Below are 26,355 nucleotides of genomic sequence, written 5' to 3'. Positions count from 1 at the left end.
GACAATGGGTACGGGGCAGAGTGATGATGGCAGTTAACACATTTTCATTGGTACGGATTATGTTGTGCAGCAGTGCTTTGGCTCTGGGTCTGACGGCCTGCTCCGAGCCTGAGGTCATTTTGCCTGGCAAGCGCGAGGCCATTCGTCCTGATGCGGATGTCGACGTTGTCAATCAGTCGGTGGCGATTTCCCTGCCAAATCAGGTCGCCAATGCCAATTGGGCCCAGGGGCATGGTAATCCTTCGCATCGCACCAACCATCCCGCCCTGCGCGCCGCACCGCAATTGGCCTGGGCAACCTCGATCGGGGCCGGCGATGGTCGTCGCCAACGGATCAATACGCGGCCGGTAGTTGCGGACGGTCGGATCTATACTCTGGACAGCGCCGCGCGCGTCTCGGCGGTCTCGTCGGCGGGGCAGGTCCTGTGGACCAGCGATCTAATCCCGGCCCGCGATGATGAAGGCCAAGCCACGGGTGGTGGCATGGCCTACGACGGCGGAGTTCTTTATATTTCCTCTGGTTTCGGTGTATTGACTGCGTTGAATGCAGCCACCGGAAAACAGGTCTGGCGTCAGGAGCTTGACGCAACAGGGTCAGGTCAGCCCACCGTGCGTGATGGTCTGGTATATCTGGTGGCCGGTGACGATACCGGCTGGGCGGTCAATACCAAGGATGGCCGCATAGCCTGGCAAATTGAAGGCGCTCCCAGTGCCTCAAATGTTTTGGGCGCCCCAGCGCCAGTGCTGACCAAGGATCTGGTGGTCTTTGCCTTTGGGTCGGGGGATCTGGTGGCAACTTTCCGGCGCGGCGGTTTGCGCCGTTGGAGCGCTTCGGTGGCCGGACAGCGGATCGGCTCGACCCTGGCGCGGATCAGCGATGTCACCGGCTCACCTGTTCTGGTTGGCAATCGCGCCTATGTCGGCAACCATTCTGGTCGCACCGTTGCCTTTGATACTTCAAATGGTGACCGGATCTGGACCGCCCAGGAAGGCGCTATTGGCCCGGTCTGGCCCGCGGGTGACAGCCTGTTTCAGATCAGCGACCGCAACCAGTTGCTGCGGCTCAAGGCCAGCAGTGGCGAAATCCTCTGGGCGGTTGATCTGCCAGGCTACCTGAAGGACAAGCCCCGCAAGCGCGGTGCTATCGTGGCTCATTACGGCCCGGTTCTGGCTGGGGGACAGATCGTGGTTGCCTCCAATGACGGGCAGCTTCGGATGTTTGATCCCCGCGATGGCAGCCTCAACCGGAGCATCGAAATCCCCGGCGGTGCAACAGCGGCTCCGGTGGTTGCAGGCAATACTCTTTATGTGGTGTCGAGCAAGGGTGACCTTCTCGCCTTCCGCTAATGCGCAATCGGCTCTAGCCGTGGCCGCATAGATGCGCTATGGGGCGCGTCTCAAACGCTGAAAGTTGAGTCCGATGTCTTTTACCCTCGCTATTGTGGGCCGTCCAAATGTGGGCAAATCCACTCTGTTCAATCGCCTTGTAGGCAAAAAGCTGGCTCTGGTTGATGACCAGCCCGGTGTGACGCGCGATCTGCGCGAAGGCGAGGCGCGGCTTGGCGATCTGCGCTTTACCGTGATTGACACGGCGGGCCTGGAAGATGTCACCGATAATTCACTGGAAGGGCGTATGCGGCGTCTGACCGAGCGGGCCGTGGATATGGCGGATATCTGCCTCTTCATGATCGATGCGCGGACCGGGGTGACCCCGGTAGACGAGATGTTTGCCGATATTCTGCGCCGCAAATCCGCCCATGTGATTCTTGCCGCCAACAAAGCCGAGGGCAATGCCGCTGATGCTGGGGTGCTCGAAGCCTATGGCCTCGGCCTGGGCGAACCGTTGCGCCTGTCGGGGGAACACGGCGAAGGCATGGCCGATCTTTTTGCTGAACTGGCGCCCTTGGCGGATCAGTTTGCCGAAGAGTCCGTGGATCATTCTCCCGAAGTTGACCTCGATATTGATGAGGATGACGACTGGGACGAAGATAGCGCGCCGCCGGTTCCGGTTCCCACCCGAGAAAAGCCGCTGCAGGTTGCCGTGGTTGGTCGCCCCAATGCCGGGAAATCCACCCTGATCAACAAGATCCTTGGTGAGGACCGCCTGCTTACCGGCCCCGAAGCCGGGATCACCCGCGATGCCATCTCATTGCAGATCGACTGGGCTGGCACGCCGATGCGTATCTTTGATACCGCCGGTATGCGCAAAAAGGCCAAGGTGCAGGAAAAACTGGAGAAACTCTCCGTCTCTGATGGTCTGCGCGCGGTTAAATTTGCCGAGGTCGTGGTGATCCTGCTCGACGCTGAAATCCCCTTTGAACAGCAAGACCTGCGGATCGCCGATCTGGCTGAACGCGAGGGCCGGGCGGTTGTTGTGGCGGTCAATAAATGGGACGTCGAAGACAACAAGCAAGAAAAACTGGCGGCGCTCAAAGAGAGCTTTACCCGCCTGCTGCCGCAGCTGCGCGGCGCCCCCCTGGTGACCGTATCTGCCAAAACCGGCAAGGGGCTGGACCGGTTGCACGCCGCCGTGATGCGCGCCTATGACGTCTGGAATCGCCGTATTCCAACGGCGGCGCTGAACCGCTGGCTCACCGGTATGCTGGAGCAGCACCCGCCGCCCGCGCCGCAGGGAAAGCGGATCAAACTACGTTATATGACCCAGGCCAAGACCCGACCTCCGGGCTTTGTGGTGATGTGCTCACACCCTGACAAAATCCCGGCGAGCTATACGCGCTATCTGGTCAACGGGCTGCGGCAGGATTTTGATATGCCCGGCACACCAATCCGCCTGACCATGCGGGGGCAGAATGATCAGAACCCCTTCAAGGGACGCAAGAAGGCGCCGCCTTCCAAACTGCGCAAACATCTTTCAGGCCGACGTGTTTAACCAAGGCTGACTGGGCTGACAAAACAAATAACACCCCATGGGCGCGGTCCCCTGGGGTGTTATTTGTTCAACCCTGGAGGAGGGGAGGTGATCCACCTCCCCTTTGAATTGATTGAAATTCTGTTTTCATTTGCTAGATTGACCACAGGCGAGGTGGTTTTACCCTTCAATTGCAGGGGCGTCCGCCCAGTTCTATGAGAGGGTTGAAGGGTTTTTCTCGGCCTGGGAGATTTCAAACAGGCGTTACAGTTAGCATTTATGGAAGTCTTATGGATCTGCGAAGTTACACCCGAAGCTATGCCCAGCAAGACAATCTTTTGGCCTCCCTGAGCTTCTTTGGGACCTTTACGGTCTATTTTTCCGCTCTGTATCTGGCGATCAGCCAGGCTGACAGATGGTATATCGTGCTGCCGGCGGGGGTGGTTTTTGCCTTTGCGTCTGTGCGGCTCTATGTGCTGCAGCACGACACTGGCCATCATTCCCTATTTGTAACTCGTGCCCAGAATGAGCTAGCTGGCCATGTGTTGTCGCCGTTTACTTTTGCGCCTTTTGAGGTGATGAAGCAGAATCACAACCTGCATCACGCCAATATCGGCAATCTGGAACACCGCGAGACAGGTGAGATCCACACCATGACCCTGCGGGAATGGCAGGAGGCGGGGATCTGGCAGAGGCTGGTCTATCGGCTGTATCGCAACCCGGCGATCTTGGTGCCATTGGGGTCAGCTTTCACCTATTTCATCCGCTATCGCTGGCCTAAGAACAGTGGCCGTTTTGGTGCGCTTGGCGTGGTGTTGCACAATATCGTCATCATCCTTTTGTTGGCGGCGCTCTACCGCGTGGCAGGCGGGCAGGGGGTTCTGATCTGGCTGTTCTTTTCTTTTGTGGGCGGCATGATCGGGGTGTTTCTGGTCTATTTGCAGCATAATTTTGAGGACACCTACTGGGACCGCCGACCGGATCTGAATCCGGCCGAGGCGGCATTGCAGGGCTCGTCCTGTCTGGATTTTGGCTGGTTCTTTGATTTTGCCGTGGCCAATATCACCCTGCATGACATTCACCATTTCAACGCCCGTATTCCCAGCTACAGGCTGCGCCAATGCCACTACAATCTGCCCGAGGAATTCGCTCTGCGGCGGATCAAATTTGGTGAAGCGTTGCGCGCCCTGTCTCTAAAACTCTGGGATGAGGACAGAAAACGGCTGGTGCCCTTTCCCGCTTGAATGCTCCTGTGCAATGATCAGTGGCAATGAGTGACGCGCGGCTGAGAATGGAATAGGAGCAAGGCAGAAATGACAGATATTATCCAACTGACCGGCGTGGGGCCGGCACTGGCAAAGATCCTGAAAGAAAACGGATTCCAAACCGGCGAAGCCGTGGCCGCAGCGCCTCTGGAGGAATTGAAATCCATCCCCGGTATTGGCGCGGCGCGTGCCGCCCGCCTAAAGCAGGCTGCCAATGGGCTGGCGCCTGCCGCTACAAAACCTGCCGCAGCTGGCAAGGCACCGGTCAAAACCGCCGCAAAACCTGTCGGTAAGGCCGCTGAAGCCCAGGTCGCAAAGCCCGCATCCTCCAAGTCTGGAACCGCGACAAAGTCAAAGTCCAAGACGGCTGGCAAGGCTGCGGAAAAATCCCTGTCCGATAGGCTGTCCGAAGTCGAAGACGTCCTGGTGACCGAGGCCGAAGAGGCCCTGAGTGCGGCTTTGGCAGCGGCTGAGGCCGCGCGCGAGGTGGCAGAGCAAAAGGCCGCCAAGGCCAAGGCGAAGGCCAAAAAGGCAGCGCGGCAGGCCGAGAATCTGATGGAAGAATTTGCCAAGGCCAAGGAAAAGGCCAAGGCAAAAGCGAAAAAGATGAAAGCGGAGGCCCGCAAGGCCATCGAGCGGGAAAAAGCCAAGGCTAAGGCCATTTTGGAAGATCTCGAACGCCAGGCCAAGGAACAGGGCAAAGATCAGGAAAAAAGCCCGTCGAAAAGCCAATCCAAGAGCAAAGATAAGAGCAAGAAGTCAAAATCTTCGGATAAGAAGTCGAAGAAGCCAAAGACCTAAACGTCCTGCGCTGCTCTCAAACAAAAAACCGACGCCCCCAGAGGAGCGTCGGTTTTGCTTTTTTACAGGGGGTGAAAGGGAGCTTAGACCAGCTCACCTGTCGCAGTGAGGGTCAGCTTGTTCTTCAGGTAGGGGGCCAGAACTTCGGGCAGTTTCACTGAACCATCAGCCTGTTGGCCGTTCTCCAGCACTGCAATCAGGCAACGCCCCACCGCCAGACCAGAGCCATTGAGGCTATGTACAAACTCGGGTTTGCCACCATCCGCAGGCCGGAACCGCGCGTTCATGCGGCGGGCCTGGAAGGCACCTGTGGTCGATACCGAAGAGATCTCGCGGTAGGCATTTTGCCCTGGCAGCCAGGCCTCGATGTCAAAGGTGCGGCGGGCGCCAAAGCCCATATCACCAGTGCACAGCACCACGGTACGATAGGGCACGCCCAGCTGTTCCAGAAGACCTTCGGCGCAGCGCAGCATGCGCTTTTGCTCATTGTCGCTTTCGTCCGGGTGCGTGATGGAGACCATCTCCACCTTTTCGAACTGGTGCTGGCGCAGCATGCCGGAGGTGTCGCGCCCGGCGGATCCCGCCTCAGATCGGAAACACTGGGTATGGGCGGTCATGCGGATAGGCAGCTCGGCGGCTTCCAGCATGTCACCGGCAACCGAATAGGTCAGGGTGACCTCGGAAGTGGGCACCAACCACCAGCCATTGGTGGTCTGATAGCTGTCATCGCCAAATTTTGGCAGTTTATCTGTGCCATACATGGCTTCGTCACGGACCAACACCGGGGTTTGCACCTCGGTGAGGCCGTTCTCATCCACATGGGTATCAACCATAAACTGGGCCAGCGCCCGGTGAATACGAGCCACACCGCCCTTGAGGAAGACAAAACGTGCGCCAGAGGTTTTAGCAGCGGTTTCAAAATCCATCGCCGTGGCGACGCCTGCAATCTCAAAATGCTCCTTGGGGGCAAAATCCAGCTCAGCCGGGGTACCCCAGCGGTTCACCTCGACGTTGTCCTCCTCGTCAGCGCCCTGAGGCACGTCTTCGGCTGGCAGGTTGGGGATACGGGCCAGCATATCTGTTTGCTTGGCATCCAGCTCTTTGGCTTCGGTCTGCAGGGCCGCGACCTGGGCTTTTTTCTCGGAAACTTCGGCGCGCAGGCGTTCAAAAGTCTCGTTATCGCCCTTGGCCTTGGCGGCGCCAATTTCCTTGGCGGCCTTGTTCTGGGCTGCCTGAGCTTCTTCGGCCTGCTGGATCTTGGCCCGGCGCGCCTCGTCCAGGGCCAGAATATCTGAGGACACGCCCGCATCCCCACGTCGCGCCAAAGCGGCGTCAAAAGCAGCAGGGTTTTCGCGGATTGCACGGATGTCATGCATGGTGTCGTCTCCTCGACGGTTTTTGAATCAATAGGGAACCTATGCCGTAGGAGTAAAGAAAGAGGAAGGGGGCAGGGGGAAAAGCCGACGATTGTTGTAGCCAGGCCCCCCCTACAGGCCTTGCCAGGCAGGCCTGTCCCCAACCAGCGCGCATCGCTGGCTTTTGCGGCCCCTTTTCCCCAGCTTTTCAAGCCCAGAGCTCGCGCTTGCCTTGCAATGCTGGGGTGCAACGCATAGGTTCGCGGCAAATTGACGGCGCCTCACCAAGAGGGCGCCGAACAGACAGAAGGAAGACCCCCTTGGATATGAACCAGATTGGCCAGTTTCTCCCGCTCATCCTGATCTTTGCGATCATGTATTTCCTGCTGATCCGTCCGCAGCAGAAAAAGATGAAAGAGCACCAGAACATGGTCTCCAATGTCCGGCGCGGTGATCAGATCGTCACCCAGGGTGGCCTCATTGGCAAGATCGCCAAGGTCAAAGATGACAATGAAGTCGAAGTCGAACTGGCCGAAGGCGTCAAGGTGCGGGTGGTGAAATCCACCATTGCTCAGGTCCTGACCAAGACCGAGCCAGCAGCTTAATAGCCCCCCCTTAACAAACTGAAAAGGCAGGGCAATGCTTCAAATTGATCTCTGGAAAAGGGTTCTCATCTGGCTGGTCTGCGTGACCGGCCTTTTGCTTGCCCTGCCAAATGGGTTTTACACCCGCGTCGAGCAGTCCAATGATGCTGCCGCTGAAATCATCGCCAAGGGTGAAACCCCTGAACGGCTGGAAGTGGTCGACCAATGGCCCTCCTATCTGCCCTCTGGGCTGGTCAACCTTGGCCTTGATCTGCGTGGTGGTGCGCATCTTCTGGCCGAAGTGAAGGTCGAGGATGTCTATGCCGCCCGCATGGATGCGCTCTGGCCTGAGGTGCGCGACGCGCTGCGTCCTGAACGCGCCACGGTCGGCAGCTTCCGCCGCCAACAGGCACCGGATGGTGAGATTCGTCTGAAGATCTCCAAGCCCGAGGGCATGGGCCAGGCGCTGCAAATCCTGCGAGGGCTCGCCAATCCGATCACTACCCTGACCGGCACTGGCGCTTCGGATATCGAAGTTTCAGGCGAGGGTGACATCATCTCCGTGCAGCTGTCAGAGGCCGAACGTCTGGCGTCGGATGACCGCACTGTACGTCAGTCGCTGGAAATCGTGCGTCGCCGGATCGACGAGGTCGGCACCCGAGAACCCACCATTCAGCGCCAGGGCGCGGATCGTATCCTGATCCAGGTGCCTGGCATTGGCTCTGCCTCTGAACTGAAGGCCATCATCGGCACCACCGCGCAGCTGACCTTCAACCCGGTTGTGGGCCGTGGCTCTGATCCGGATGCCGCGGCCGGTGTCGGCAACAAGGTGATCCCCTCGCTGGATGAACCTGGTGCCTTCTACACGGTTGAGGCCGCGCCGGTTGTCACCGGTGAAGAACTGGTCGATGCGCAGCCTGCCTTTGACCAGAATGGCCGCCCGGCGGTGAATTTCCGTTTCAACACCTCTGGGGCGCGCAAGTTTGGCGACTACACAGCAGAAAACATCGGTTCACCCTTTGCTATCGTATTGGATGACGAGGTGGTTTCGGCTCCTGTAATCCAATCCCATATCCCAGGTGGTTCCGGTATCATCACCGGAAACTTCACGCTTGAGGAAAGCACCAATCTGGCCATCCTGCTGCGCGCCGGTGCCCTGCCTGCGGGGCTCGAATTCCTCGAAGAGCGCACCATTGGCCCAGAATTGGGCCAGGACAGTATCGATGCTGGTAAGATCGCCACTATCGTGGCCTTTGTCGGTGTGCTGGTCTTTATGGCGCTGAGCTATGGCTTGTTTGGGCTCTTTGCCAATGTGGCGCTGATCCTGAACGTGGCGCTGATTTTTGGCTTCCTTAGCCTCATCGGGGCGACACTGACCCTGCCGGGGATTGCCGGGATCGTTCTGACGGTTGGCATGGCGGTGGACGCCAATGTGCTGATCTTTGAGCGTATCCGTGAAGAGCTGAGATCGGGCCGTGGCCCGGCCAAGGCTATCGACGAGGGCTACTCCAAGGCGCTGAGCGCCATTCTGGACGCCAATATCACCACTTTCATCACCGCTGTGATCCTGTTTGCCATGGGCTCTGGCCCAGTGCGCGGCTTTGCGATTACGCTGGGCATGGGCATTATGACCTCGGTCTTTACCGCGATCTTTGTCACCCGCTTGATGATTGTGATGTGGTTTGAACGTCGCCGACCCAAACAGATTGAGGTGTGACCATGCGTTTGAGACTTGTTCCCAAGGAAACCTCTTTCGATTTCTTCAGCAAGTGGAAGATCTGGCTGGGTATTTCCGCGCTGATGATGATTGTGGGCATGGTGTCCTTTGGCATCCAGGGCCTGAATTTTGGCATCGATTTTCGGGGAGGCACCACGGTGCGAACCGAAAGCACGCAAGAGGTGGATGTCGCCGCCTACCGCGAAGCCATTGCAACGCTGGAGCTGGGGGATATCTCCATCACCGAAGTGTTTGATCCCACTTTTGAGGACGATCAGCACGTTGCGATGATCCGAATTCAGGCACAGGCCAGCGGCGAGGCCATCTCGGGCGAGGTGATCGAAACCCTGCGCACCACGCTGGACGGCGTGGCGCCGGGCATTGAATTTGTCTCAGTCGAATCTGTTGGTCCCAAGGTTTCGGGCGAGCTGGTTCAGACAGCGATTCTGGCGGTGGCCTTGGCCATTGGCGCGGTGCTGATCTACATCTGGCTGCGATTTGAATGGCAGTTTGCTCTCGGCGCAGTTGCGGCTTTGGTGCACGATGTGGTGCTCACCATCGGTATCTTTTCCGAACTGCAGATCAAATTTGACCTCGCCATCATTGCCGCCCTGCTGACCATCGTGGGTTACTCGCTCAACGATACAGTGGTTGTGTTTGACCGGGTGCGGGAAAACCTGCGGCGCTACAAGAAGAAAGATCTGGCCGAGGTACTGAACCTGTCGATCAACGAGACCCTGAGCCGGACGGTGATGACCTCGGTGACCACCCTGCTGGCGCTGATCTCGCTTTATGTGCTGGGCGGCGATGTTATTCGCGGCTTTGTTTTTGCGATGATCTGGGGCGTTATTGTTGGCACCTATTCGTCGATTTTTGTCGCCTCGACCATCCTGCTGTGGCTGGGTGTGAAACGCGACTGGAGCAAGCAGAGCAACACGGCTGGCAACCAGTTCGGCAATATCGACGCCTGATCGGCCTGTGCCCAAACAAAATCAAAGAAGCCGCGGGTTCAGTCCGCGGCTTCTTTTGGTTTACCGGCCCTCCGCCTAGCAGCTGAGGCTCGCCATCGCGCGGGCTTTGATGCTAGGCAGGGCACAAAGCAGACCTGTTTGATGCCTGCGCCGCGTCACAGATGAGAAAGGACAGCCTATGCAGCTCAATGAAGTGACCTTTAGCGAGGCCAGACCGGTCGATGGCTACGGGCCGGGGTTTTTTCGCGTTGGCGGCGCGCTGCACGAGGGCGCGTTGTTGCTCACCACAACCGGGCTCAGCACCTGGGGCGGCTATGACGACGACGCGGGGTTGTTGGCCCTAGCGGGGAAGGTGGATGTGTTGTTCATCGGCACCGGGCAAGAGATTGCCCATATCCCTGCTGACCTGCGCAAACGACTGGAGGGCGCAGGGATTGGCGTCGAGGTGATGAACTCGCCTGCGGCCTGTCGGACCTATAATGTATTGGCCTCAGAAGGTCGCCGTATTGCCCTTGCAGCACTAACGGTTTGAACTTGGCGCCTTTCTCTCGCCCCAAAGGGCCAAGGAAAGTTTGGCATAGTTTGACCTGCCGCAAGGCCTGCCGTGTGGCTTTGTCCTTTTGTGCAGCCAAACAATGAGATAAGCAGTTATTCATGACGTTGAATGTATCAGATCTGCGCATCGCCCGTGGTGGCTTGCCGGTGCTGGAGGGGATCAGTTTTACGCTGAGCCCCGGCCAGGCGCTGATCCTGCGTGGTCCCAATGGGATTGGCAAGACAACCCTGTTGCGCTGTATTTCCGGGCTGCAGCCGCCGCTTGCTGGCACGGTCACAGGTGGTGAAGATCAGATTGCATATGCGGCCCATTCTGATGGGTTGAAATCGGCGCTAACGGTGACTGAGAATTTGACCTTTTGGGCTGCGGTCTTTGGCACCAGTTCAATTGAACCCGCTCTGGAGGCCTTTGATCTGACCACCCTGCGAGATCGCCCGGCAGGGGCATTATCAGCCGGGCAGAAACGGCGGTTGGGCCTGTCGCGGGTGTTGGTCACTGGGCGGCCTATCTGGGTGATGGATGAACCCACCGTGAGCCTCGATCAGGCATCGGTGGCGCTCTTTGCCAATGCAGTGCGCCAGCATCTCGCAACCGGGGGGGCAGCGCTGATTGCCACCCATATTGACCTCGGGTTAGAGGCCGAGGTTCTGGACGTTGGCCCCTATAAGGCTGCGCCGCTGGAGTTTGATGATTTTGACGGGGGCTTCTTGTGATTGCGCTGTTGATGCGGGATCTGCGGCTCGCGGTGCGGGCCGGGGGCGGCTTTGGCCTTGGGCTGGCGTTTTTCCTTATTGTCACCGTCATGGTGCCCTTTTCCGTTGGGCCTGAATCCGATCTCCTGTCCCGTATCGCACCGGGGGTGCTCTGGCTGGGCGCGCTGCTCTCCTGCCTGTTGTCACTGGACCGTCTGCTGGCGCTGGACTGGGAGGATGGTTCTCTGGATCTTTTGGCCACGGCGCCCCTGCCGCTGGAGGCCGTTGTCAGTATCAAGGCGCTGGCCCATTGGATCACCACTGGCCTGCCACTGGTGCTGGCCGCACCTGTGCTGGGCGTCTTGCTGAGCCTGCCATTGGATGGCTTCAAATGGGTGGTGATCTCGCTCCTGCTGGGGACACCGGCCCTGTCGGTGATTGGCACCTTTGGTGCGGCGCTGACCGTTGGGCTGAAACGCGGCGGGTTGCTGCTGTCGCTCTTGGTGATGCCGCTTTATGTGCCGACACTGATCTTTGGTGCCGAGGCGGCGCGGCGCGGTACTATGAGCATGAATGTCGAGACACCTTTGCTGATGCTGGCCGGGATTTCCGCCGCTGTTATTGCGCTGATGCCCTTTGCCAGTGCTGCCGTATTGCGTATCAATCTGCGCTAGCTATGTAGTGCAGCCAAACCACGGGAACGAGAGAGCCAAAATGTCGATCTGGGAATATGCCAATCCACGAAAGTTCTTGCACACCTCTGAGCGGGTGATGCCGGTGCTGTGGTTGAGTTCGGGCCTGTTGATGGCCGTGGGGCTGATCTGGGGGTTCTTCTTTACGCCTGATGACTACCGTCAGGGCTCCACCGTCAAGATCATCTTTTTGCATGTGCCGGCGGCGCTGATGGCGATCAATGCCTGGTTCATGATGCTTGTGGCCTCGCTGATCTGGGTGATCCGTCGCCACCATGTCAGCGCTCTGGCGGCCAAGGCCGCTGCACCTGTCGGAATTGTGATGACGCTGATCGCCCTGGCGACGGGCGCGATCTGGGGGCAGCCGATGTGGGGCACCTGGTGGGCCTGGGATCCGCGCCTGACCTCGTTTTTGGTGCTGTTCCTGTTTTACCTTGGCTATATCGCTCTTTGGGAAGCCATTGATAACCCTGACACAGCCGCAGATCTGACCGCGATCCTCTGCCTTGTCGGCACGGTCTTTGCGGTGCTCAGCCGCTATGCGGTGAACTTCTGGAACCAGGGGCTGCATCAGGGGGCCTCGCTTTCCTTGGACGAAAAGGAGCATGTCGCCGATGCCTTTTCCAATCCGCTTTATGTTTGCATGGTTGGCTTTGGGCTGTTCTTTGTGGCCCTGGTGTTCTACCGCACCGGGACTGAAATCCGGGCCCGGCGTATCAAGGCGCTGATGGCGCGCCAGCGGCAGGAGGGGTGAGGATATGATGCCTGATCTGGGAAAATACAGCGACACGGTACTGAGCGCCTATGCGGCCTCGCTTGTGCTTTTGGCGGTCTTGTTGGTTGTCACCCTGTGGCGGGGCCGCAGAGTGCGCCGCGAGATGGACGCGCTGGAACAAAGGATGCGCGAGAATGGCTAAGTTTTCGCCGCTGATGGCCCTGCCCATTGTTGTCTTTGCCAGCTTTGTCGGGCTGGCTGTGATTGGCATGAACCGCGACGATCCTGAAAGCCTGCCTTCGGCCCGCGAAGGCCAACCAGCGCCGCCGGTTGTGCTCACTGCATTTACCGACAAGACCCTCTTTGACGATGCCATGCTGCGCGATGGTGAGGTCAAACTGGTGAACTACTGGGCCAGCTGGTGTGGCCCCTGCCGGGTGGAACATCCCGCGCTCGAAGCCCTGTCGCAGGAGGGGCTTCAGATCTACGGGGTGAACTATAAGGACCAGCCCGGCAATGCCGCGAGCTTTCTGGAGGAACTGGGGGATCCCTATGCTGCTATTGGCCGCGATGATCAGGGCCGCATGGCCCTGGACTGGGGCGTTTATGGCGTGCCAGAGACCTATGTGGTGGATGGCACGGGGAAGATCATCCTGCGTTTTGCCGGGCCGGTGACGCAGCGGGTTATCGAAACCGCCCTGCGCCCAGCGATCGAGAAGGCCCGTGGCAACTGACCCGCCTACAGGCGCGAAAGACCCAGGGCCTTAGCCAAAGATCGAAAGGTCCAGCGGCAGGCCGGTTCCCAGCCAAATGCCGTGATCGCGATGATCTTCCAGATGTTTGCCGGTTTCAGGATGGGCAAACACCACAAGACCCGCACGGTTCAGCGCCAGCCAGGGCAGCAATTGCGCAAACTGCGCCGGGCTTGCCCCCAACTGGCATGAGCCCATGGGGTGCGGCCCAACAGGGCCCTTGTGCAAATGCCCCATTTTTACCCCAAAAAGAGAAACGGCCTTTTGGCAGAGGCTTTGAGCTGTTTCGAGGCTGGTCGCGTCGAAATAGACATGGGCGTGATAGCCCCGGATGGTTTCGATCTGTTTCATGAGTGAAAACCTATGCATAAAGCCTGCCCATGCAATCCGAGATCGCCTCACAGCCTCTGTGCACTGCTGCTATAAGCGGTAGCCGCCCGAGACCGTGAGCACTTCGCCGGTGATCGACGAGGCAGCATCGGAGGACAGAAAGGCCACGGCCTGGGCGATGTCTTCGGCACTGGCGAGGCGCCCCAGGGCGGTTTCGTTGACAAAGAGCTTGGTCAGCTCTGCGTCGCGCGGAGCTTCTGGGACATTGACAGCACCGGGGCGACGGCATTCACACGGATGCCCTTGGGTCCCAGCTCTTTGGCCATAGCGCGGGTCCAGAGGTTTAGGCCAGCCTTGCTGGCGCCATAGGTGGCATGGGCCTTGGGGGGCAGTTGGGCATTGACGGAAGGTATGCTGACGATGGCAGCACCAGGGGCAAGATGCGGCAGCGCCGCGCTTAGCAAGGACTGGGGCGCCAGCAGGTTCAGGTCAAGGATGGCCCGTTGTTTGTCTGCATCAAAATCACCAACAGGGCTGGAGTCGAGAGATCCGGCGTTGTTTACGGTGACGTCAATCCGACCAAAGCGCGCGATGGTGGCATCGATCACTCTTTCAGCACTGCCTTCCTGGGTGAGGTCCGCCTGTAAAAACAACTGGTTGTCTTGCGCAGCTGTGTCGGGCTCGCGGTGACACCAAGTTTGCGCAACATTGTTGTCATACTGAAAGATAGTAGAAATCGCGCGTCCTATTCCATAGGCGCCACCAGTCACCAGCACTGTCTTGACCACCTTGTACCCTCCTCATGGCTTGCAAGAAGATGGGCGCTCCATGTGAGGTGCGTCAAGGCCATACAGGATGATGTGTGGCAGGCCTTTGGGGGGCTCACAAAGGGAACTCCGTCGGTATGCTTGGCTTAGACCTACAAAAGAACACCCAACTGTCTAGCCGCGCAGGAGGCTCAAGAATGATTGATTGGCGTTATTTTGCGGAGCGCAGTAGATCAGAGGGACGTGAACCTGAAAGATACTGCCATGAAACTGACCGTTGCCCTTGTGACCGCCTTTGTGACTGCCCTGTGTTTTTCCCTGTCCGGCGCGGCATCGGCACAACAACACCGTGCCCCGGCAGATGAGCCGGTGGTGGTGGAACTGTTTACCTCGCAGGGCTGTTCCTCCTGCCCGCCAGCCGATGCATTGTTGAAGAAACTGGCGGAGCGTGAGGATGTCTTGGCACTGGCGCTGCATGTGGACTACTGGGATTACATCGGCTGGAAGGACATCTTTGCCAGCCCTGTCCATACCAACCGGCAAAAGGGCTATGCGCAGGTTGGCGGGCGACGGATGATCTATACTCCGCAAATGATCGTTATGGGGTATCAGGATGTCTCTGGTGGGGATGCAATGGCGCTTGCGGAGGCCATCGCCGCGCATCAGACCACTCCGCGTCCGGTGGCCTTGGAAGTGCGGCGCGGCGACGGGCAGATTTTAGTCTCATTGAAGCCGCGTGAGGTGTTGCCCGATCAGCCGGTTTCCATCCAGATCGTGCGCTATACCGCCTTGAAAACGGTGGATATTGCCCGAGGGGAGCTAGCCGGCCATCGGCTTGACTACGCGAATGTTGTCGATGACTTGCAGCATGTCAAAATGTGGGACGGTCAACAGGCAATTGAATTCACCGTTGATTTTGATGGGGCACTGCCAGCTGCCGTCTTGGTGCAACAAAGTCCCTTCGGCACAGTTCTGGCAGCCCGACGGATCGAGTAGCTAAGACGTGCTAGTTTTTTAGGTCAAGTTTAAGTTTTATCCGTAAGGCTCTGAAATCAGAGTGTAAGATCTGCCTTTCGCCGTCAGTTTTGTTTTCCATCTGATGGCGAGGGTTTTGGAAAGGAAACATAGGGCTTCCAACGGCGATGGATCCAAAACCATTGTCCCATATGGCGGCGTACCACGCTTTCCAGATCATCACAGATCGCTTTGGTCATGGTAATGGGATCCGTGGCGGGGATCTCATTATTCAATAGAATCTCAAAATCGAGACCATTGTCTTGTCTGATACCATAGACAGGGATCAGGGCTGCGCCATATTTCAGGGCGAGCTCTGCTGGCACGGTTGAGGTCACTGCTGGCTTGCCGAAGAAGTCAATCAGCTCGCCTCCATGAACATGAAGGTCTGCTACGATTGCAATAATACCACCTTTTTTTAGGTGTCTGACCATTTCAATCATGCCGCGCTTGCCCTGTTCGAACATTGGAGTGCCAATGTGGCTAATGGTGCTAACGTAGTGTTTATTGAAGTAGGGATTGGCCATTCGTCGGTAGAGCGCGCCCATTGAAAACCCTCGGGCGATCAGTCCGGCGCGGGCCGCATCGTAATTTCCAAAGTGTCCTGTCACCAGAATGACCGGTCGCCCTGCAGCGCGAGCCTCTTCCAAGGCATTCAGCCCGGGCCCGGTGATCGGGGCGGCTTTTGCTCTGTCGATAAAGGCGTCCCCGGCATACAGCTCGGTAATTGTCCGCCCGGCATTGTTGCTGACTTCACGGCAGAGCTTCAGAACTTCGGGTTCTGAGAGTTCTGGGCAGGTCAAAGCCAGGTTCTCCCGTACCCGGCGGTCAAGGCCTGCGACAGGCCCAAGGGCGCTCATCAACCTGCCAATCATCGGCACCCGCCAGCGGTAGGGCACTAGGCCAGCCAGGCCAAGAATGCCCCGGAGTGCGAGATTTCCTACGAAATAGGACAGGCGTTTCTTGGAGGAAAGCTGAGAGGGATCTAGGGGCATAAAAGGCGTGGCCTGCATGAGGTGAAGAGCAGAAACAGATCATAACCCCAAGAGAATATAGGCACAACCTGTGACCTCAGCAGGAGGCCTGCCATACGGTGAAGAAAGAGAGAGGCGAAGATCGCAAACGCGCCAGACCTCAGCACCGAGGCTTCAGTCAGTGCGCGCAGCCTTACTCTTCATCTTCGTCCTCATCCGACTTCAACTCGATCTCGCCGGTGTTAATCAGATCACGCATTGCACCGATGACCAGACCAAAGGCAGTTTCCCCATCGGCACGTTTCACTTTGCCTTTTTCGCCCACTTCTTCGCGAATGTTGTTGGCCATCCGGCTGGACATATTGTCGAGCAGGAACTCGCTGGTGGCACGGTCCTCTGGCGTATTGGCATAGGCGATAGAGGTCACCAGTTCGGGAATGGCAAGAACACGCATCAGTTTTGGCACATCCAGCGGATCCATCCGCTGGGCAATCAAACCATAGGTAAAGATCGATTTGCGCACATCTGTGGCGAATTCCTCGTCCTCTTCCTCCAGCGCCGTGAGAACCTCTTCGCGTTTCGCAGCTGCCGCCTCGGTGAGGATGGCACCGACGCGTTGGCCAGGGGTCGTTTCAAAGGCGAGATCTGGACGGGCTTCGACCTGTCCGGCCAGAGAAAGGCCAATGCGATCAACAGTATCCGGAGTGACGTTGCTTGTGTGGCTTACAGCATAGGTGATCTGGCGCGCCACGGGTCCGGGCAGGTGAACCAGCATCTGCGCGGCTTTTGCGGTGTCGAGTTTGGACAGCAAAACTGCGGCAACCTCGATACTTTCTGCTTCGGCCAGCGAGGCAAGATCTTCGGGTGGCAGGGCTTTGAGCCGCTCCCAGGGGTCACCAAACTGGCGCACGCCTGCCTCTTTGCGCAGGCGACTGGCGGTCTGACGGCTGATGCGTCCATCCATGGCAGTGAGGGCTCCGGCGAGACCATTGGGGAAGGTCAGGCCAACATTGTCGAGCAGCCCGGCAAATTCTCCGGCGACGGCATAGAGCGTGTCCCGATCAATCAGTCGCATCTTGCCCATCTGCTGGGTCAGTTCCATCTGCAACTCATCTGGCAGGTCTTCGATCGGAATATCGGCGCCTTCATTGAGCAGCAGGCGTACAACGATAGCGGCCTTGGCTTTACCGCTCAGATTGGTAGTTGGCGCAGGATCACCGCCCATGCCCATAGGCGCAGGCGCCCCCATATCCATAGGGCTCCCCATGTCCAGTGGGCCACCCATGTCCAAGGGGGCCGGAGACCCGAAGTCACCCATTCCACCAGCATCGGTTGTCATTGGCAGAGCCAACATATCGTCTTGCAGCATTCTAGCACCCTAGCCAAAAAGATTCTTTTTCGGTCGGGTTCAAACTATCCCACAAGCGGTAAAGAAAAGCTGAAGTTCAATAGCTTGTGGTTGTTCCGGTCTCAAGCGCCTGCCGCAATGAAGTTTCTGGCCAGCTGCCTGCACCGCCACGGGCGCGGATTTCTTTCCACTGCGCCAGGGCCAGACCAAATTGGCCTTCCTCGACAAAACCTTGCCCCATATAGGAGCGTGCCAGCAGATTGTCGGGGTTTCGGGCGATGGCCTGATCATAATAGGCATTGGCCAGGGTGCGGTTGCCGAGCTTGCGGTGGGTGAAACCCCAATAGGTCAATACCCGTGCGGCCTCTTGATCCTGCATCGCCGACAGCACCGCCTGGGCGTCTTCGTTGCGCCCGGCATAGGCCAGCTCGCGTACGGCATCAAACAGTTGGTCCTGGTTCAGCGAGGATTCCTTGGGCCGCACACATCGGCCTTTGGCTTCATCCCAGACCCGCTTGCCTCTGCATTCCTTGGTGGTGCCAGAGGGTTTCGGCGGGCTCCAGCCATCATCACCAGCGGCAAAGGCAGGAAAAGGCAGGCTCAGGGCAAGGGCAAGAACAAGGGAACGCATCAAACAACTCCGACTGACTGGATCATCTGAGACTATAGTGCAAAATTTGCACTTCCATGCAAACTTCATCGCTTTGGCGGGTCACGTTGACGTGACCTCCAACTGACCTTCCGGCTTAGCGATGCAATGGTTGTGCAAAGGCAAAATGCAGCCGGTTCTGCAAACAGCTGAACTTCTTGCGCTGAAAACTGCTCTGCTCAAATTTTTGAATACTAATCTTCACCCATTCAATGAGAAGCCTGCCGCGCAGGCAATAGCTCAGCAGTTTGGCGTCAAAGCCATGGCGGTAGCCCTTTTCAAACATCGCTCGGGTATGTTTCTGAATACCGTCAGCTCCGACCATACCCGCCGTCGCCGGGGCAAAGACATCCATTTTCAGGTAGTCGACAATATCATAGACCGCGAGCTTTCTTGTCGCTTCGGTAAAGTCCAAACCAAAGGTTTTGCCCTGAGCCAGGATGAGATTACCGCCATGGAAATCCCCATGACTAAAGACCAGCGTATCCTCGCGACTTGAAAAAAGAGAAAGATCGGTTTGCATGATCCCGACGTATTCTTCCAGGGTTTCTGAACAGGCCTGGCAGGCTGCGGTTGTTCTTTGTTTTTCAACCTCTTCCAGCATCCAGCTTGCCCATATCCCGCCCTTTTCGATGGGCTTCGACGCATGTAACTCATGGAGCCATTTGCCGCCACGGCGAAAGATCTGACCTGCGCGGGATTGGGGCGGGTCTGCGTAGATCTTCTGCTTTGCAGTCTTGCCGGGGGCAAACTCAGTGATGTGAAAATGGCCTTTGGGCGACAGGTACAGCGGTTTGATCACCGCCAATCGCGGGTTTTGCAAAGATCCTGCCTGCAGCTCCTTCAGGATTTGGAAATCCTTTGACAGCCGCTGTGTGGCTGGTGCGCTATCCAGTTTAAGCACCAACTCGGGATGGTCATCACATGACAGGCGAAATGCCATGCGTTCGGTGGGGAAATCGCCGGATTGATCCAGGCAAGTCACGGCATAGGGACCGGGGCGGTCACTGGTGGCTGAAAACTCAGCAATGCAATCGAGAACCAGATCTTCGTCAAAGTGGGCAAAGGGGAGCATTCAAGAAAACCGTCAAAAAAATTTGTTCTAAGCGGCTGTGTTGCATGGGTTTAAGGCAAGAATGTGATTTCAACAAAAAAAGGGCGTGCCGCCGCATGGAGACACGCCCAGAATCATCGCTTTAGGGGAGATTAGCTGCCAAAGACCCGGCTAAAGATCGTGTCGACGTGTTTGGTGTGGTAGTCCATGTTGAACTTTTCTTCGACACCCTCGACGCCAAGCGCCGCAACGACTTCGGCATCCGCCAGCAGCAGCTCACGGAAATCAAGCCGCTCTTCCCAGACTTTCAGCGCGTTGCGCTGCACCATGGAATAGGCGTCTTCGCGTGACACGCCGGCCTGAGTGAGGGCCAAAAGCACCCGCTGGCTCATCACCAGACCGGGGAACTTGTTCATGTTGTCCAGCATGTTGTCAGGGAAAACCAACATCTTGTCGATCACACCGGTAAGACGGGCCAGGGCAAAATCCAGGGTGACGCAGCAGTCAGGACCGATAGCGCGTTCAACAGAGGAATGTGAAATATCGCGCTCGTGCCAGAGGGCCACGTTTTCCATTGCCGGGATCACCGCTGAACGCACCAGGCGGGCGAGGCCGGTCAGGTTTTCGGTCAGGACCGGGTTTTTTTTGTGCGGCATCGCCGAAGAGCCTTTCTGGCCCATCGAGAAGAACTCCGCGCCTTCCAGCACTTCGGTGCGCTGCAGGTGCCGAATTTCAGTGGCGACGTTTTCGATCGACGAGGCAATCACACCAAGGGTGGCAAAGAACATCGCGTGACGGTCACGCGGGATCACCTGGGTCGAGATCGGCTCGGGCGAAAGACCCAGCTCGGCGCAGACATGCTCTTCGATGGCGGGGTCGATATTGGCAAATGTGCCAACCGCGCCCGAAATGGCACCTGTGGCGATTTCAGTGCGGGCCAGTTTCAGACGCGCCAGGTTGCGGTCCATTTCAGCGTAGAAACGGGCGAATGTCAGCCCCATGGTGGTGGGTTCGGCATGGATGCCGTGGCTCCGGCCCACACGTACGGTGTCTTTGTGCTCCAGAGCGCGTTTTTTCAACGCTGCCAACAGGGCTTCCATGTCCTTGACAAGGATGTCAGCAGAGCGCACCAGCTGCACATTGAGACAGGTGTCCAGCACATCCGAAGAAGTCATGCCCTGATGCACAAAACGGGCCTCTTCAGAGCCAACGTGTTCGGCCAGATGGGTCAGGAAGGCGATGACGTCATGTTTGGTCACGGCTTCGATTTCATCGATGCGGGCGACGTCAAATTCCACGTCCTTGGCTTTCCAGACCGCATCGGCGTTCTCGCGCGGAATGACGCCGAGGTTGGCCATGGCTTCGCAGGCATGGGCCTCGATTTCATACCAGATCTTGAACTTGGTCTCGGGCGACCAAATGGCGACCATTTCGGGGCGGGAATAGCGAGGGATCATTGGCGAAAGCACCTTTATGGGATTGTCCAGTTGATAGAGCGCGTCATACGGGAGGTAAGCCAGATGGGCAAGTCTGGGCAGGGGGTTCTCAAATATGTCGCATCTTCTTGCGCGCAAATGCAGGCGCTGCAGGGGGCGAGCCCCTGTGCAGATAGCAAAAGACCCCGCCTAGACGGGGCCATTTGGAACCAAGCTATATGCAGGGATCAGCCCTTGGGCATATGCGCCAGCATGTCCCGGTTGCGGCAATAGTCTGGTGCCTCTGCCAGGTGATCCGTTTCGGCCTGCAAATCCGCACAACCCGCCTGGTTGCTGCAATGGCTGCAGTTCAACACCGCGCGGCGGAACTTGCGGCCTCCGGTTTCGGGATCTCTGACGATGTCGTCTGCAAAATCAACGCCGAGACGGTCCGCCATACCTTCGACCAGATCGGTGCTCTGCCCGAGTTTTGAAAAAAGTCCCATGCGCGTCTCCTCAGATTGGACGGGTGTCCCATTCGCTAAGGTCAGGGTGACAGGGATCAAACCGGGCAGCATTGATATGTATCAATATCATTTTTTGGCCAGGCTTGATCTGGGCGCGCCGTTGCAAAGGTAAAGGGGGCAGGGCGGCTACATCATAGAGTGCTCTTCTTCCAATGTGGTCATGACCTTGGAGCTGTGCTCCAGCGTGCGATGCACCGGGCATTTGTCAGCAATCTCCAGCAGTTTGGCGCGTTGCTCTGCATCCAAAGTGCCACAAATGCGAATGGTGCGAATAAACTGGTCAATCTTGGCCGGCCCCGTTGGCAGCGCGTCCTGCGCGTGGACCTTGTCATGGGAGACATCCACGCTGACGCTGTCGAGCTTCCAGCCCTTGCGCCGGGCATACATGCGGATGGTCATCGAGGTGCAGGCGCCAAGCCCGGCAGAGACAAACCCGTAGGGTGACATGCCCCGGTTGGTGCCACCATAGGCCAGCGGTTCATCTGCATAGGCATGATGATGCGGGCCAGATTGAATATCCTGCAGAAACCCTGCCGGATCCGCCTCAGTGATCCGCAGCACGCCTTCGGGCGCGCCGGGGGGCGGTGCGGGCGGCGCCATATCGATATAGCGTCCGGCCCAGGCGGCAATCACCTCGGCGGCATATTCGGCGTCGCGTTGCTGGCTGATCAGGTGGTCAGCCTCGTCCAGGGTAACAAAGCTCTTGGGATGTTTAGCGGCGGTAAAAATCTCAGCCGCATTGTCGATGCTGACTGTGGCGTCCCGTGGCGCATGCATCACCAAAAGGGCGGCGTTCAATTCCTCAATGGCAGGGGCGAGAACCTCGGCCTTGATATCCTCAACAAAGCTCTGCCCGATAACAAAGGGGCGCCCGCCGAGGCAGACCTCGGCCTGACCCTGGGCTTTGATCTCGGGCAGGGCGGCGTCAAAATGATGCGAGACATGGCCGGGATCAAAAGGCGCGCCCAGGGTGACAACACCTTTGATGGTCGGGATGCCCGCCCGCGCCCGCAGCACCGCAGCCCCGCCCAGCGAGTGGCCGATCAACAGTGATGGCGCCATGCTGCGTTTGGCCAGATACTGGGCCGCGGCGATCAGGTCAGAGACATTGGAGCTGAAGGTAGTATTGGCAAACTCGCCTTCAGAATGGCCAAGCCCGGTGAAATCAAAGCGCAGCACCGCAATGCCCATGGCGGCGAGGCGCCCAGCAATGCGGCGGGCTGCCGGAATATCCTTGGAGCAGGTAAAGCAATGGGCAAACAGGGCGGTGGCCAGTACCGGCCCGCTGGGCAGATCAAGCCGGGCTGCCAGGTTTTCGCCTGAATGGCCGGGGAAGGTGATGCGTTCGGTGGGCATGGCGGGAGCCTCATTGCTTTGGGTACCTTAACCTGCGTGGCCGCGCGATGCAGGGCAAGGCAGCGGTAAGAAACGTCACGCGAAGGTGATGCAAAGAGATCTGTTGCGGGCGCGTTTTCACCAAAGGCGGCCTCCAATTGGGGCGGGCAGCGTGAAACTGCCGATGAGATGGGCCAGTCGCGGCTTGTTTAATTGCAGCCCTGGGGTTCACCCCCTAAGGTTGCTCCTTATGAAACCCGCGATCCTTTCCCTTGGCCTGATGCTTGGCCTGATGTCCCCGCTGCCCGCTCTGGCGCATCCGCATGTCTTTATCGACACCGGGTTTGCCTTTGAGTTTGACGATCAGGGCCGACTTTTTCAGATCAAGGTCACCTGGCAATATGATGAATTCTATTCGCTTTTGGTCACTGAGGATCTGCAGTTGGATAATGATGGCGATGGTGTTTTGACACCGCAAGAAAACGCCCGTTTGACCGGTTTTGACACCAATTGGGATGAGGGATTCAACGGCGATCTGGAGATCCAGGTTGGCGGCGCCCTGTTGCCGCTCTCTGGCCCGCTGGAGCCCACGACCGAGCTGCGCCAGGGCAAAATTGTCAGCACCCATATTCGCCAGCTTCAAACCCCTATGGCGGCCGGGCCCTTTTCGCTGAAGGCTTTTGATCCCTCTTATTACACCGCCTATGAGATCAAGCTGCCGGTGACTCTGCCCAGCCATTTGCAGGGGCAATGCATGTTGGAGCGTATTGAACCCGACATTGCCGGCAGTCTGGCACGCATGCAGGCGCAGTTGCTGCGTTTGGATGCGGATGCCGATCTTGAAGAAAACGATATTCCGCTGATGGGCGGCGCTTTTGCAACAGAGATATTGCTCACATGCCCCACATCCTGAAACTGCCCGCCCTGGCTGTGACCTGTTTGGTTTTTTGCCTTTTGATTTGGTGGTTCGGGCAAGACCTTTTGGCGCCGCTTGGCGACTGGGCGGCTGTGCAACAACGGGGGTTCCAGAACCGGATTGCCGCTGCGTTGCGCGCCCTGCGGGCTGGGGAGCCTGGTGCCCTGGCGCTGTTGATGCTGGTCTGTTTCGCCTATGGGTTTTTTCACGCAATCGGCCCTGGCCATGGCAAGGTGCTGATCGGCGGCTATGGCCTGGCCCGCAAAACCCCCTGGCTGAAACTCAGCCTGGTCGCGCTGGTCTCGAGCCTGGGGCAGGCGGTAACCGCAGTGCTGCTGGTATACGGGGCCATATCAATCCTGCAGTTGGGGCGTGACAGTATGATTGGGCTGGCCGAAAAGACTATGGCGCCGATCAGCTATGCGGCGATTGGCGGGGTGGGGCTGTGGCTACTGCTGCGCGGTGCACGGAAACTGTGGCGCAATGCTGCTGCAAAAGACGCGCAAGATAGCTGTGGCCCTGAACACAGCCACTATGATCATCACCACCTTGATCACGCCCACGATCATTCTAACGCCCATCATGAACACCACACGGATGCGCATAGCCATTCTCATGATCACGCGCCTGCAGCCAATGAAGGTCAAGGTTCGGATGCGGTCTGCGACAGCTGTGGCCACCGCCATGGCCCTAGCCTTGATGAGATCGAAGGGCTGCACAGCCTGCGTGAAGCACTGGTTTTGATTGCAGGTATTGCGATAAGGCCCTGTACCGGCGCGCTTTTTGTTCTGATCATCACCTGGCAGATGGGCATTGCCCTGGCCGGGGTTGCCGGGGCCTTTGCCATGGCGCTGGGGACAGCCTCGATCACCATCACGGTAGGGCTGGCGGCGCTTGGCCTGCGTGGGGGGGCCTTGGCGCTGTTTACCCGGTCCAACCGGGCGGCGCAGGTGGTGCCACTGTTGGAAATCGGCGCAGGATTTCTTGTGGCTCTGATTGCCACTGGTCTGTTGATCCGGAGCCTTGGGTAAGGCCTATTTCTGCTCTCCCATCAAGGCCGCATCAAAGGGGTAGGTGGTGAGGTTCTCGTAGCCGGTCTCGGTGATCAGCACCTGATCCTCCAGTTTGATGGAGAAATCGCCGCCAACGGTGCCAACACAGGCCTCCACACAAAGCACCATGCCGGGTTCCAGCGCATAGTCAAAGGCGCCGGGTACGGCCTTGTCCGGGTAGGCCACGAGGGGCCATTCATCACAGAGCCCAACGCCATGCATCAGGCAGCCATATTTCTGCGCCTGAAATTGCTGGTCCAGCACATGGGCATTGGCTGTGAGTTCCGGAATGGTCACGCCGGGCTTTAGCATCTCCATGTTCTGCATGATGTGCTCATGGGCATGGCGCATGGCGTAGATCATATCCGCACGCGGTTTCTGATCCCCAATCCACCAGCTGCGCGAGATGTCTATACAGATTCCGTAAGAGCCGATCAGATCGGTATCAAAGGAGATGATCTCGTTCTGCTGGGTGATCCGTGGCCCGCATTCCTGAAACCAGGGATTGCTGCGCGGCCCCGAGGCCAAGAGCCGGGTTTCGATCCACTCGCCGCCCCGGCGGATGTTTTCTGCGTGCAGAACCGCCCAGATGTCATCCTCGCTGGTCTTGCCGTCGCCAACATGGGCGCGGGCAAAATCCTCCATCACCCGCACGGCAGTTTCACAGGCGTGATTGGCACAGCGCATGGCGCGGATCTCATCCTCGCCTTTGATGGCGCGGGTTTTCTCGGTGAGCTCTTCGCCCTCCATGATTTCAAATCCCTGCGCTTCGAGCGCGCGCAACCCGTGCAGCATCACCTTATCGACGCCAAGCCGCATATTGCCGCCGGCATGTTCCTCGATCAGCTGGCGCACCTCGTTGGACAACACATCTGCCGCCACATCCACCTTGTCACCGCGATCAAAGTAAAACAGATCCGCACCAGAGCGCTGTTCGCGCACCAGCGGGTTAAAGGTCGATAGAAAGGGCGAGTTCTTGTAGTCCCAGATCACCATGTAGCCATCGGCACAGATCAGCAGCGCCCGAAAGGGATTGTGCGTGTTCCACAGCTGCATATTGGTGCTGTCAGTAGCGTAGCGGATGTTCAGCGGGTCAAACAGCAAAACGCCGCCATAGTCGCGGGCCTGGATCGCCTGCACCAGTCTGTTCCAGCGAAACTCGCGCATGCGGGAGAGGTTGGGTAGGATGAGGCCAGCCTCTTCCCACTCAGAGAAAGCCAGCTGGGTCGGCCCGATTTCGATGCGATCATTCTGATTGGGGGTGCCGTCGCCTAGGTGGCTCCCACGGCTAGGGTCGATCTTGCGGTTCTCGCGGTAATGCATGTCCATCGCCTAACCTCTCCTTCTGAACAGCTCTGTCCAGTCTGGAGCCTGCTGGCCATGGCTTTCCGTCCTGATTGCGACCGCACCGAGGGCGTTTTTGCGCGATTTCTAAGGCATATCTTGATATTTCTTTTGCAAACAAAGACCTGAAGGCCACTCATGATTCTGCAAAAATCTATCCCGCATAACCCCTTGGTCGAGGTCAGCCTTCCAGGGATCAAACCTCTGGACATAGAGTCCTGGCTGCGCCCCGACGATGCTTTTGCAGGCCAAATGCTCCGCCGCGAGGAGCTGCTGGCGCAGCGGCGCGCGGCGGTTTTACAAATGGATACAGCAGCTTTGGCACCGGCGCAGGAGCTTTTGCAACTGGTGTTGGACCATCGTTATGATGGAGCGCAGAAACAGGTAACCCGCCCAGACGGTAACACGGTTGCCATCGATTGGGAGGATCCACTGGCCACGCTGGGGATGATCGCTCAGGAAGATTTCTGCCTGTTGGAGCGCCGCGAGGGCAGTGAGGAACATGTGCTGACCGGCGCGGTTTTGTGCTTTCCAGCCAGTTGGACCCTGAGCGAAAAATTCATGCGGCCCCTGATTGGTATTCATGACACGGTCGAAAGTTATGATGATGGAATGGCCAAGCGGGTGCAGCGACTGTTTGACGGGGTGCAGGTGGGGCGGCC

The 26,355-nt window shown here is 58.1% G+C and carries 29 protein-coding genes; 17 read left to right on the top strand and 12 right to left on the bottom strand.

The genetic code is table 11. The annotated features are described in order from the left end of the window. Positions 1–23 precede the first annotated feature (23 nt). From ABJP42_RS17070 to ABJP42_RS17055, 4 genes are all read left to right on the top strand, one after another. Positions 24–1,346 carry a PQQ-like beta-propeller repeat protein gene (locus tag ABJP42_RS17070; protein ID WP_348342491.1) on the top strand — a complete coding sequence of 441 codons (1,323 nt, stop codon included), beginning with the start codon at positions 24–26 and terminating at the stop codon, positions 1,344–1,346. A gap of 73 nt (positions 1,347–1,419) precedes the next feature. After that, entirely contained in the window at positions 1,420–2,889 is a 1,470-nt protein-coding gene (gene der / locus ABJP42_RS17065) for a ribosome biogenesis GTPase Der (RefSeq protein ID WP_348342489.1), read from the top strand. A gap of 269 nt (positions 2,890–3,158) precedes the next feature. After that, positions 3,159–4,112 (top strand): fatty acid desaturase, encoded by a 954-nt coding sequence (locus ABJP42_RS17060; RefSeq protein ID WP_348342487.1) that lies wholly within the window; start codon positions 3,159–3,161, stop codon positions 4,110–4,112. Between the two features lie 69 nt (positions 4,113–4,181). Beyond that, positions 4,182–4,934, top strand: a complete 753-nt coding sequence (locus ABJP42_RS17055) for a helix-hairpin-helix domain-containing protein (RefSeq protein WP_348342485.1) — start codon at positions 4,182–4,184, stop codon at positions 4,932–4,934. Between the two features lie 83 nt (positions 4,935–5,017). Here the strand turns inward: ABJP42_RS17055 and serS are convergent, their stop codons facing one another. Next, the gene (serS, locus tag ABJP42_RS17050) at positions 5,018–6,310 is read right to left on the bottom strand and encodes a serine--tRNA ligase (protein WP_348342483.1); all 1,293 of its coding nucleotides are present in this window, start codon (positions 6,308–6,310) and stop codon (positions 5,018–5,020) included. A 305-nt stretch (positions 6,311–6,615) separates the two neighbouring features. On the opposite strand from serS, the gene yajC reads away from it, so the two are divergent. The 9 genes from yajC to ABJP42_RS17005 all read left to right on the top strand — a co-directional run bounded on the left by yajC (position 6,616) and on the right by ABJP42_RS17005 (position 12,950). Further along, on the top strand, positions 6,616–6,894 hold the full coding sequence (yajC, locus tag ABJP42_RS17045) for a preprotein translocase subunit YajC (RefSeq protein WP_054462620.1): 279 nt from the start codon (positions 6,616–6,618) through the stop codon (positions 6,892–6,894). A 34-nt stretch (positions 6,895–6,928) separates the two neighbouring features. Beyond that, positions 6,929–8,590, top strand: coding sequence for a protein translocase subunit SecD (secD, locus tag ABJP42_RS17040; RefSeq protein WP_348342482.1), 1,662 nt, complete (start codon positions 6,929–6,931; stop codon positions 8,588–8,590). A gap of 2 nt (positions 8,591–8,592) precedes the next feature. Beyond that, entirely contained in the window at positions 8,593–9,561 is a 969-nt protein-coding gene (gene secF, locus ABJP42_RS17035) for a protein translocase subunit SecF (RefSeq protein WP_348342480.1), read from the top strand. A gap of 178 nt (positions 9,562–9,739) precedes the next feature. Continuing rightward, positions 9,740–10,093, top strand: a complete 354-nt coding sequence (locus ABJP42_RS17030) for an Mth938-like domain-containing protein (RefSeq protein WP_348342478.1) — start codon at positions 9,740–9,742, stop codon at positions 10,091–10,093. Between the two features lie 122 nt (positions 10,094–10,215). Beyond that, the gene (ccmA, locus tag ABJP42_RS17025) at positions 10,216–10,830 is read left to right on the top strand and encodes a heme ABC exporter ATP-binding protein CcmA (RefSeq protein WP_348342476.1); all 615 of its coding nucleotides are present in this window, start codon (positions 10,216–10,218) and stop codon (positions 10,828–10,830) included. After that, positions 10,827–11,483 (top strand): heme exporter protein CcmB, encoded by a 657-nt coding sequence (gene ccmB / locus ABJP42_RS17020; RefSeq protein WP_348342475.1) that lies wholly within the window; start codon positions 10,827–10,829, stop codon positions 11,481–11,483. The genes ccmA and ccmB overlap by 4 nt, the downstream gene beginning before the upstream one ends. Before the next feature lie 40 nt (positions 11,484–11,523). Further along, a complete protein-coding gene (locus ABJP42_RS17015) occupies positions 11,524–12,255 on the top strand; it encodes a heme ABC transporter permease (RefSeq protein ID WP_348342473.1) in 732 nt (243 codons plus the stop codon). A 4-nt stretch (positions 12,256–12,259) separates the two neighbouring features. Further along, positions 12,260–12,418: a heme exporter protein CcmD gene (gene ccmD, locus ABJP42_RS17010; protein ID WP_348342471.1), complete on the top strand. Its 159-nt coding sequence runs from the start codon at positions 12,260–12,262 to the stop codon at positions 12,416–12,418. Next, entirely contained in the window at positions 12,411–12,950 is a 540-nt protein-coding gene (locus ABJP42_RS17005) for a DsbE family thiol:disulfide interchange protein (protein ID WP_348342469.1), read from the top strand. Before ccmD ends, ABJP42_RS17005 begins: the two co-directional genes overlap by 8 nt. Positions 12,951–12,980: 30 nt before the next feature. Here ABJP42_RS17005 and ABJP42_RS17000 read toward each other — a convergent pair whose 3' ends face one another. The 3 genes from ABJP42_RS17000 to ABJP42_RS16990 all read right to left on the bottom strand — a co-directional run bounded on the left by ABJP42_RS17000 (position 12,981) and on the right by ABJP42_RS16990 (position 14,086). Beyond that, complete coding sequence (locus tag ABJP42_RS17000) at positions 12,981–13,319, bottom strand: DOPA 4,5-dioxygenase family protein (protein ID WP_348342467.1); 339 nt, start codon at positions 13,317–13,319, stop codon at positions 12,981–12,983. A 69-nt stretch (positions 13,320–13,388) separates the two neighbouring features. Next, positions 13,389–13,505, bottom strand: a complete 117-nt coding sequence (locus tag ABJP42_RS16995) for an SDR family oxidoreductase (RefSeq protein WP_348342505.1) — start codon at positions 13,503–13,505, stop codon at positions 13,389–13,391. Between the two features lie 26 nt (positions 13,506–13,531). Further along, entirely contained in the window at positions 13,532–14,086 is a 555-nt protein-coding gene (locus ABJP42_RS16990; protein WP_348342465.1) for an SDR family NAD(P)-dependent oxidoreductase, read from the bottom strand. A gap of 243 nt (positions 14,087–14,329) precedes the next feature. Here ABJP42_RS16990 and ABJP42_RS16985 point away from each other — a divergent pair, with 243 nt between their 5' ends. Further along, positions 14,330–15,061, top strand: a complete 732-nt coding sequence (locus ABJP42_RS16985; RefSeq protein WP_348342463.1) for a DUF1223 domain-containing protein — start codon at positions 14,330–14,332, stop codon at positions 15,059–15,061. A gap of 83 nt (positions 15,062–15,144) precedes the next feature. Here ABJP42_RS16985 and ABJP42_RS16980 read toward each other — a convergent pair whose 3' ends face one another. The 7 genes from ABJP42_RS16980 to ABJP42_RS16950 all read right to left on the bottom strand — a co-directional run bounded on the left by ABJP42_RS16980 (position 15,145) and on the right by ABJP42_RS16950 (position 22,402). Continuing rightward, positions 15,145–16,074 (bottom strand): lysophospholipid acyltransferase family protein, encoded by a 930-nt coding sequence (locus tag ABJP42_RS16980; RefSeq protein WP_348342460.1) that lies wholly within the window; start codon positions 16,072–16,074, stop codon positions 15,145–15,147. 172 nt (positions 16,075–16,246) lie between these two features. Next, positions 16,247–17,422, bottom strand: coding sequence for a flagellar motor switch protein FliG (locus ABJP42_RS16975; RefSeq protein WP_348342458.1), 1,176 nt, complete (start codon positions 17,420–17,422; stop codon positions 16,247–16,249). A 76-nt stretch (positions 17,423–17,498) separates the two neighbouring features. After that, positions 17,499–18,032, bottom strand: coding sequence for a tetratricopeptide repeat protein (locus tag ABJP42_RS16970; RefSeq protein WP_348342456.1), 534 nt, complete (start codon positions 18,030–18,032; stop codon positions 17,499–17,501). Positions 18,033–18,147: 115 nt separating this feature from the next. After that, complete coding sequence (locus tag ABJP42_RS16965) at positions 18,148–19,125, bottom strand: phosphotransferase family protein (RefSeq protein ID WP_348342454.1); 978 nt, start codon at positions 19,123–19,125, stop codon at positions 18,148–18,150. 131 nt (positions 19,126–19,256) lie between these two features. After that, positions 19,257–20,561 carry an adenylosuccinate lyase gene (gene purB, locus ABJP42_RS16960; RefSeq protein ID WP_348342452.1) on the bottom strand — a complete coding sequence of 435 codons (1,305 nt, stop codon included), beginning with the start codon at positions 20,559–20,561 and terminating at the stop codon, positions 19,257–19,259. A gap of 206 nt (positions 20,562–20,767) precedes the next feature. After that, positions 20,768–21,025, bottom strand: coding sequence for a DUF6455 family protein (locus tag ABJP42_RS16955; RefSeq protein ID WP_348342450.1), 258 nt, complete (start codon positions 21,023–21,025; stop codon positions 20,768–20,770). Between the two features lie 147 nt (positions 21,026–21,172). Next, complete coding sequence (locus ABJP42_RS16950; RefSeq protein ID WP_348342448.1) at positions 21,173–22,402, bottom strand: bifunctional alpha/beta hydrolase/OsmC family protein; 1,230 nt, start codon at positions 22,400–22,402, stop codon at positions 21,173–21,175. Between the two features lie 229 nt (positions 22,403–22,631). Between ABJP42_RS16950 and ABJP42_RS16945 the strand changes: the two genes are divergently transcribed. Together ABJP42_RS16945 and ABJP42_RS16940 are read left to right on the top strand one after the other, a co-directional pair. Further along, a complete protein-coding gene (locus tag ABJP42_RS16945) occupies positions 22,632–23,294 on the top strand; it encodes a DUF1007 family protein (protein WP_348342446.1) in 663 nt (220 codons plus the stop codon). Next, positions 23,279–24,328, top strand: a complete 1,050-nt coding sequence (locus ABJP42_RS16940; protein WP_348342444.1) for a nickel/cobalt transporter — start codon at positions 23,279–23,281, stop codon at positions 24,326–24,328. Before ABJP42_RS16945 ends, ABJP42_RS16940 begins: the two co-directional genes overlap by 16 nt. A gap of 3 nt (positions 24,329–24,331) precedes the next feature. On the opposite strand, the gene dddP is transcribed toward ABJP42_RS16940, so the two are convergent. Beyond that, positions 24,332–25,678, bottom strand: a complete 1,347-nt coding sequence (gene dddP, locus ABJP42_RS16935; protein ID WP_348342442.1) for a dimethylsulfonioproprionate lyase DddP — start codon at positions 25,676–25,678, stop codon at positions 24,332–24,334. Positions 25,679–25,831: 153 nt separating this feature from the next. Between dddP and ABJP42_RS16930 the strand changes: the two genes are divergently transcribed. Next, positions 25,832–26,355 (top strand): heme-dependent oxidative N-demethylase subunit alpha family protein (locus tag ABJP42_RS16930; RefSeq protein ID WP_348342440.1); only part of this gene is annotated, 524 nt, incomplete at its 3' end.

It is taken from the genome of Pseudophaeobacter sp., assembly GCF_039971195.1.
GTDB lineage: Bacteria > Pseudomonadota > Alphaproteobacteria > Rhodobacterales > Rhodobacteraceae > Pseudophaeobacter.
The sequence above is the reverse complement of the archived record's forward strand: the minus strand, read 5'-3'. Positions and strand labels throughout refer to the sequence as shown.

Excerpts from the sequence above, each read along its gene's own strand:
- ccmD (WP_348342471.1), top strand. The coding sequence starts at position 12,260 with ATGATGCCTGATCTGGGAAAATACAGCGACACGGTACTGAGCGCCTAT.
- ABJP42_RS16985 (WP_348342463.1), top strand. The coding sequence starts at position 14,330 with ATGAAACTGACCGTTGCCCTTGTGACCGCCTTTGTGACTGCCCTGTGT.
- ABJP42_RS16940 (WP_348342444.1), top strand. The coding sequence starts at position 23,279 with ATGCCCCACATCCTGAAACTGCCCGCCCTGGCTGTGACCTGTTTGGTT.
- yajC (WP_054462620.1), top strand. The coding sequence starts at position 6,616 with ATGAACCAGATTGGCCAGTTTCTCCCGCTCATCCTGATCTTTGCGATC.
- ABJP42_RS17000 (WP_348342467.1), bottom strand. The coding sequence starts at position 13,319 with ATGAAACAGATCGAAACCATCCGGGGCTATCACGCCCATGTCTATTTC.
- purB (WP_348342452.1), bottom strand. The coding sequence starts at position 20,561 with ATGATCCCTCGCTATTCCCGCCCCGAAATGGTCGCCATTTGGTCGCCC.
- ABJP42_RS16980 (WP_348342460.1), bottom strand. The coding sequence starts at position 16,074 with ATGCCCCTAGATCCCTCTCAGCTTTCCTCCAAGAAACGCCTGTCCTAT.
- secF (WP_348342480.1), top strand. The coding sequence starts at position 8,593 with ATGCGTTTGAGACTTGTTCCCAAGGAAACCTCTTTCGATTTCTTCAGC.
- ABJP42_RS16945 (WP_348342446.1), top strand. The coding sequence starts at position 22,632 with ATGAAACCCGCGATCCTTTCCCTTGGCCTGATGCTTGGCCTGATGTCC.
- ABJP42_RS17060 (WP_348342487.1), top strand. The coding sequence starts at position 3,159 with ATGGATCTGCGAAGTTACACCCGAAGCTATGCCCAGCAAGACAATCTT.
- secD (WP_348342482.1), top strand. The coding sequence starts at position 6,929 with ATGCTTCAAATTGATCTCTGGAAAAGGGTTCTCATCTGGCTGGTCTGC.
- ABJP42_RS17030 (WP_348342478.1), top strand. The coding sequence starts at position 9,740 with ATGCAGCTCAATGAAGTGACCTTTAGCGAGGCCAGACCGGTCGATGGC.
- ABJP42_RS17015 (WP_348342473.1), top strand. The coding sequence starts at position 11,524 with ATGTCGATCTGGGAATATGCCAATCCACGAAAGTTCTTGCACACCTCT.
- ABJP42_RS17070 (WP_348342491.1), top strand. The coding sequence starts at position 24 with ATGATGGCAGTTAACACATTTTCATTGGTACGGATTATGTTGTGCAGC.
- ABJP42_RS16950 (WP_348342448.1), bottom strand. The coding sequence starts at position 22,402 with ATGCCCACCGAACGCATCACCTTCCCCGGCCATTCAGGCGAAAACCTG.
- ccmA (WP_348342476.1), top strand. The coding sequence starts at position 10,216 with ATGACGTTGAATGTATCAGATCTGCGCATCGCCCGTGGTGGCTTGCCG.
- ABJP42_RS16965 (WP_348342454.1), bottom strand. The coding sequence starts at position 19,125 with ATGCTCCCCTTTGCCCACTTTGACGAAGATCTGGTTCTCGATTGCATT.
- dddP (WP_348342442.1), bottom strand. The coding sequence starts at position 25,678 with ATGGACATGCATTACCGCGAGAACCGCAAGATCGACCCTAGCCGTGGG.
- serS (WP_348342483.1), bottom strand. The coding sequence starts at position 6,310 with ATGCATGACATCCGTGCAATCCGCGAAAACCCTGCTGCTTTTGACGCC.
- ABJP42_RS16955 (WP_348342450.1), bottom strand. The coding sequence starts at position 21,025 with ATGGGACTTTTTTCAAAACTCGGGCAGAGCACCGATCTGGTCGAAGGT.
- ABJP42_RS16975 (WP_348342458.1), bottom strand. The coding sequence starts at position 17,422 with ATGCTGCAAGACGATATGTTGGCTCTGCCAATGACAACCGATGCTGGT.
- ABJP42_RS17055 (WP_348342485.1), top strand. The coding sequence starts at position 4,182 with ATGACAGATATTATCCAACTGACCGGCGTGGGGCCGGCACTGGCAAAG.
- der (WP_348342489.1), top strand. The coding sequence starts at position 1,420 with ATGTCTTTTACCCTCGCTATTGTGGGCCGTCCAAATGTGGGCAAATCC.
- ABJP42_RS16970 (WP_348342456.1), bottom strand. The coding sequence starts at position 18,032 with ATGCGTTCCCTTGTTCTTGCCCTTGCCCTGAGCCTGCCTTTTCCTGCC.
- ABJP42_RS17005 (WP_348342469.1), top strand. The coding sequence starts at position 12,411 with ATGGCTAAGTTTTCGCCGCTGATGGCCCTGCCCATTGTTGTCTTTGCC.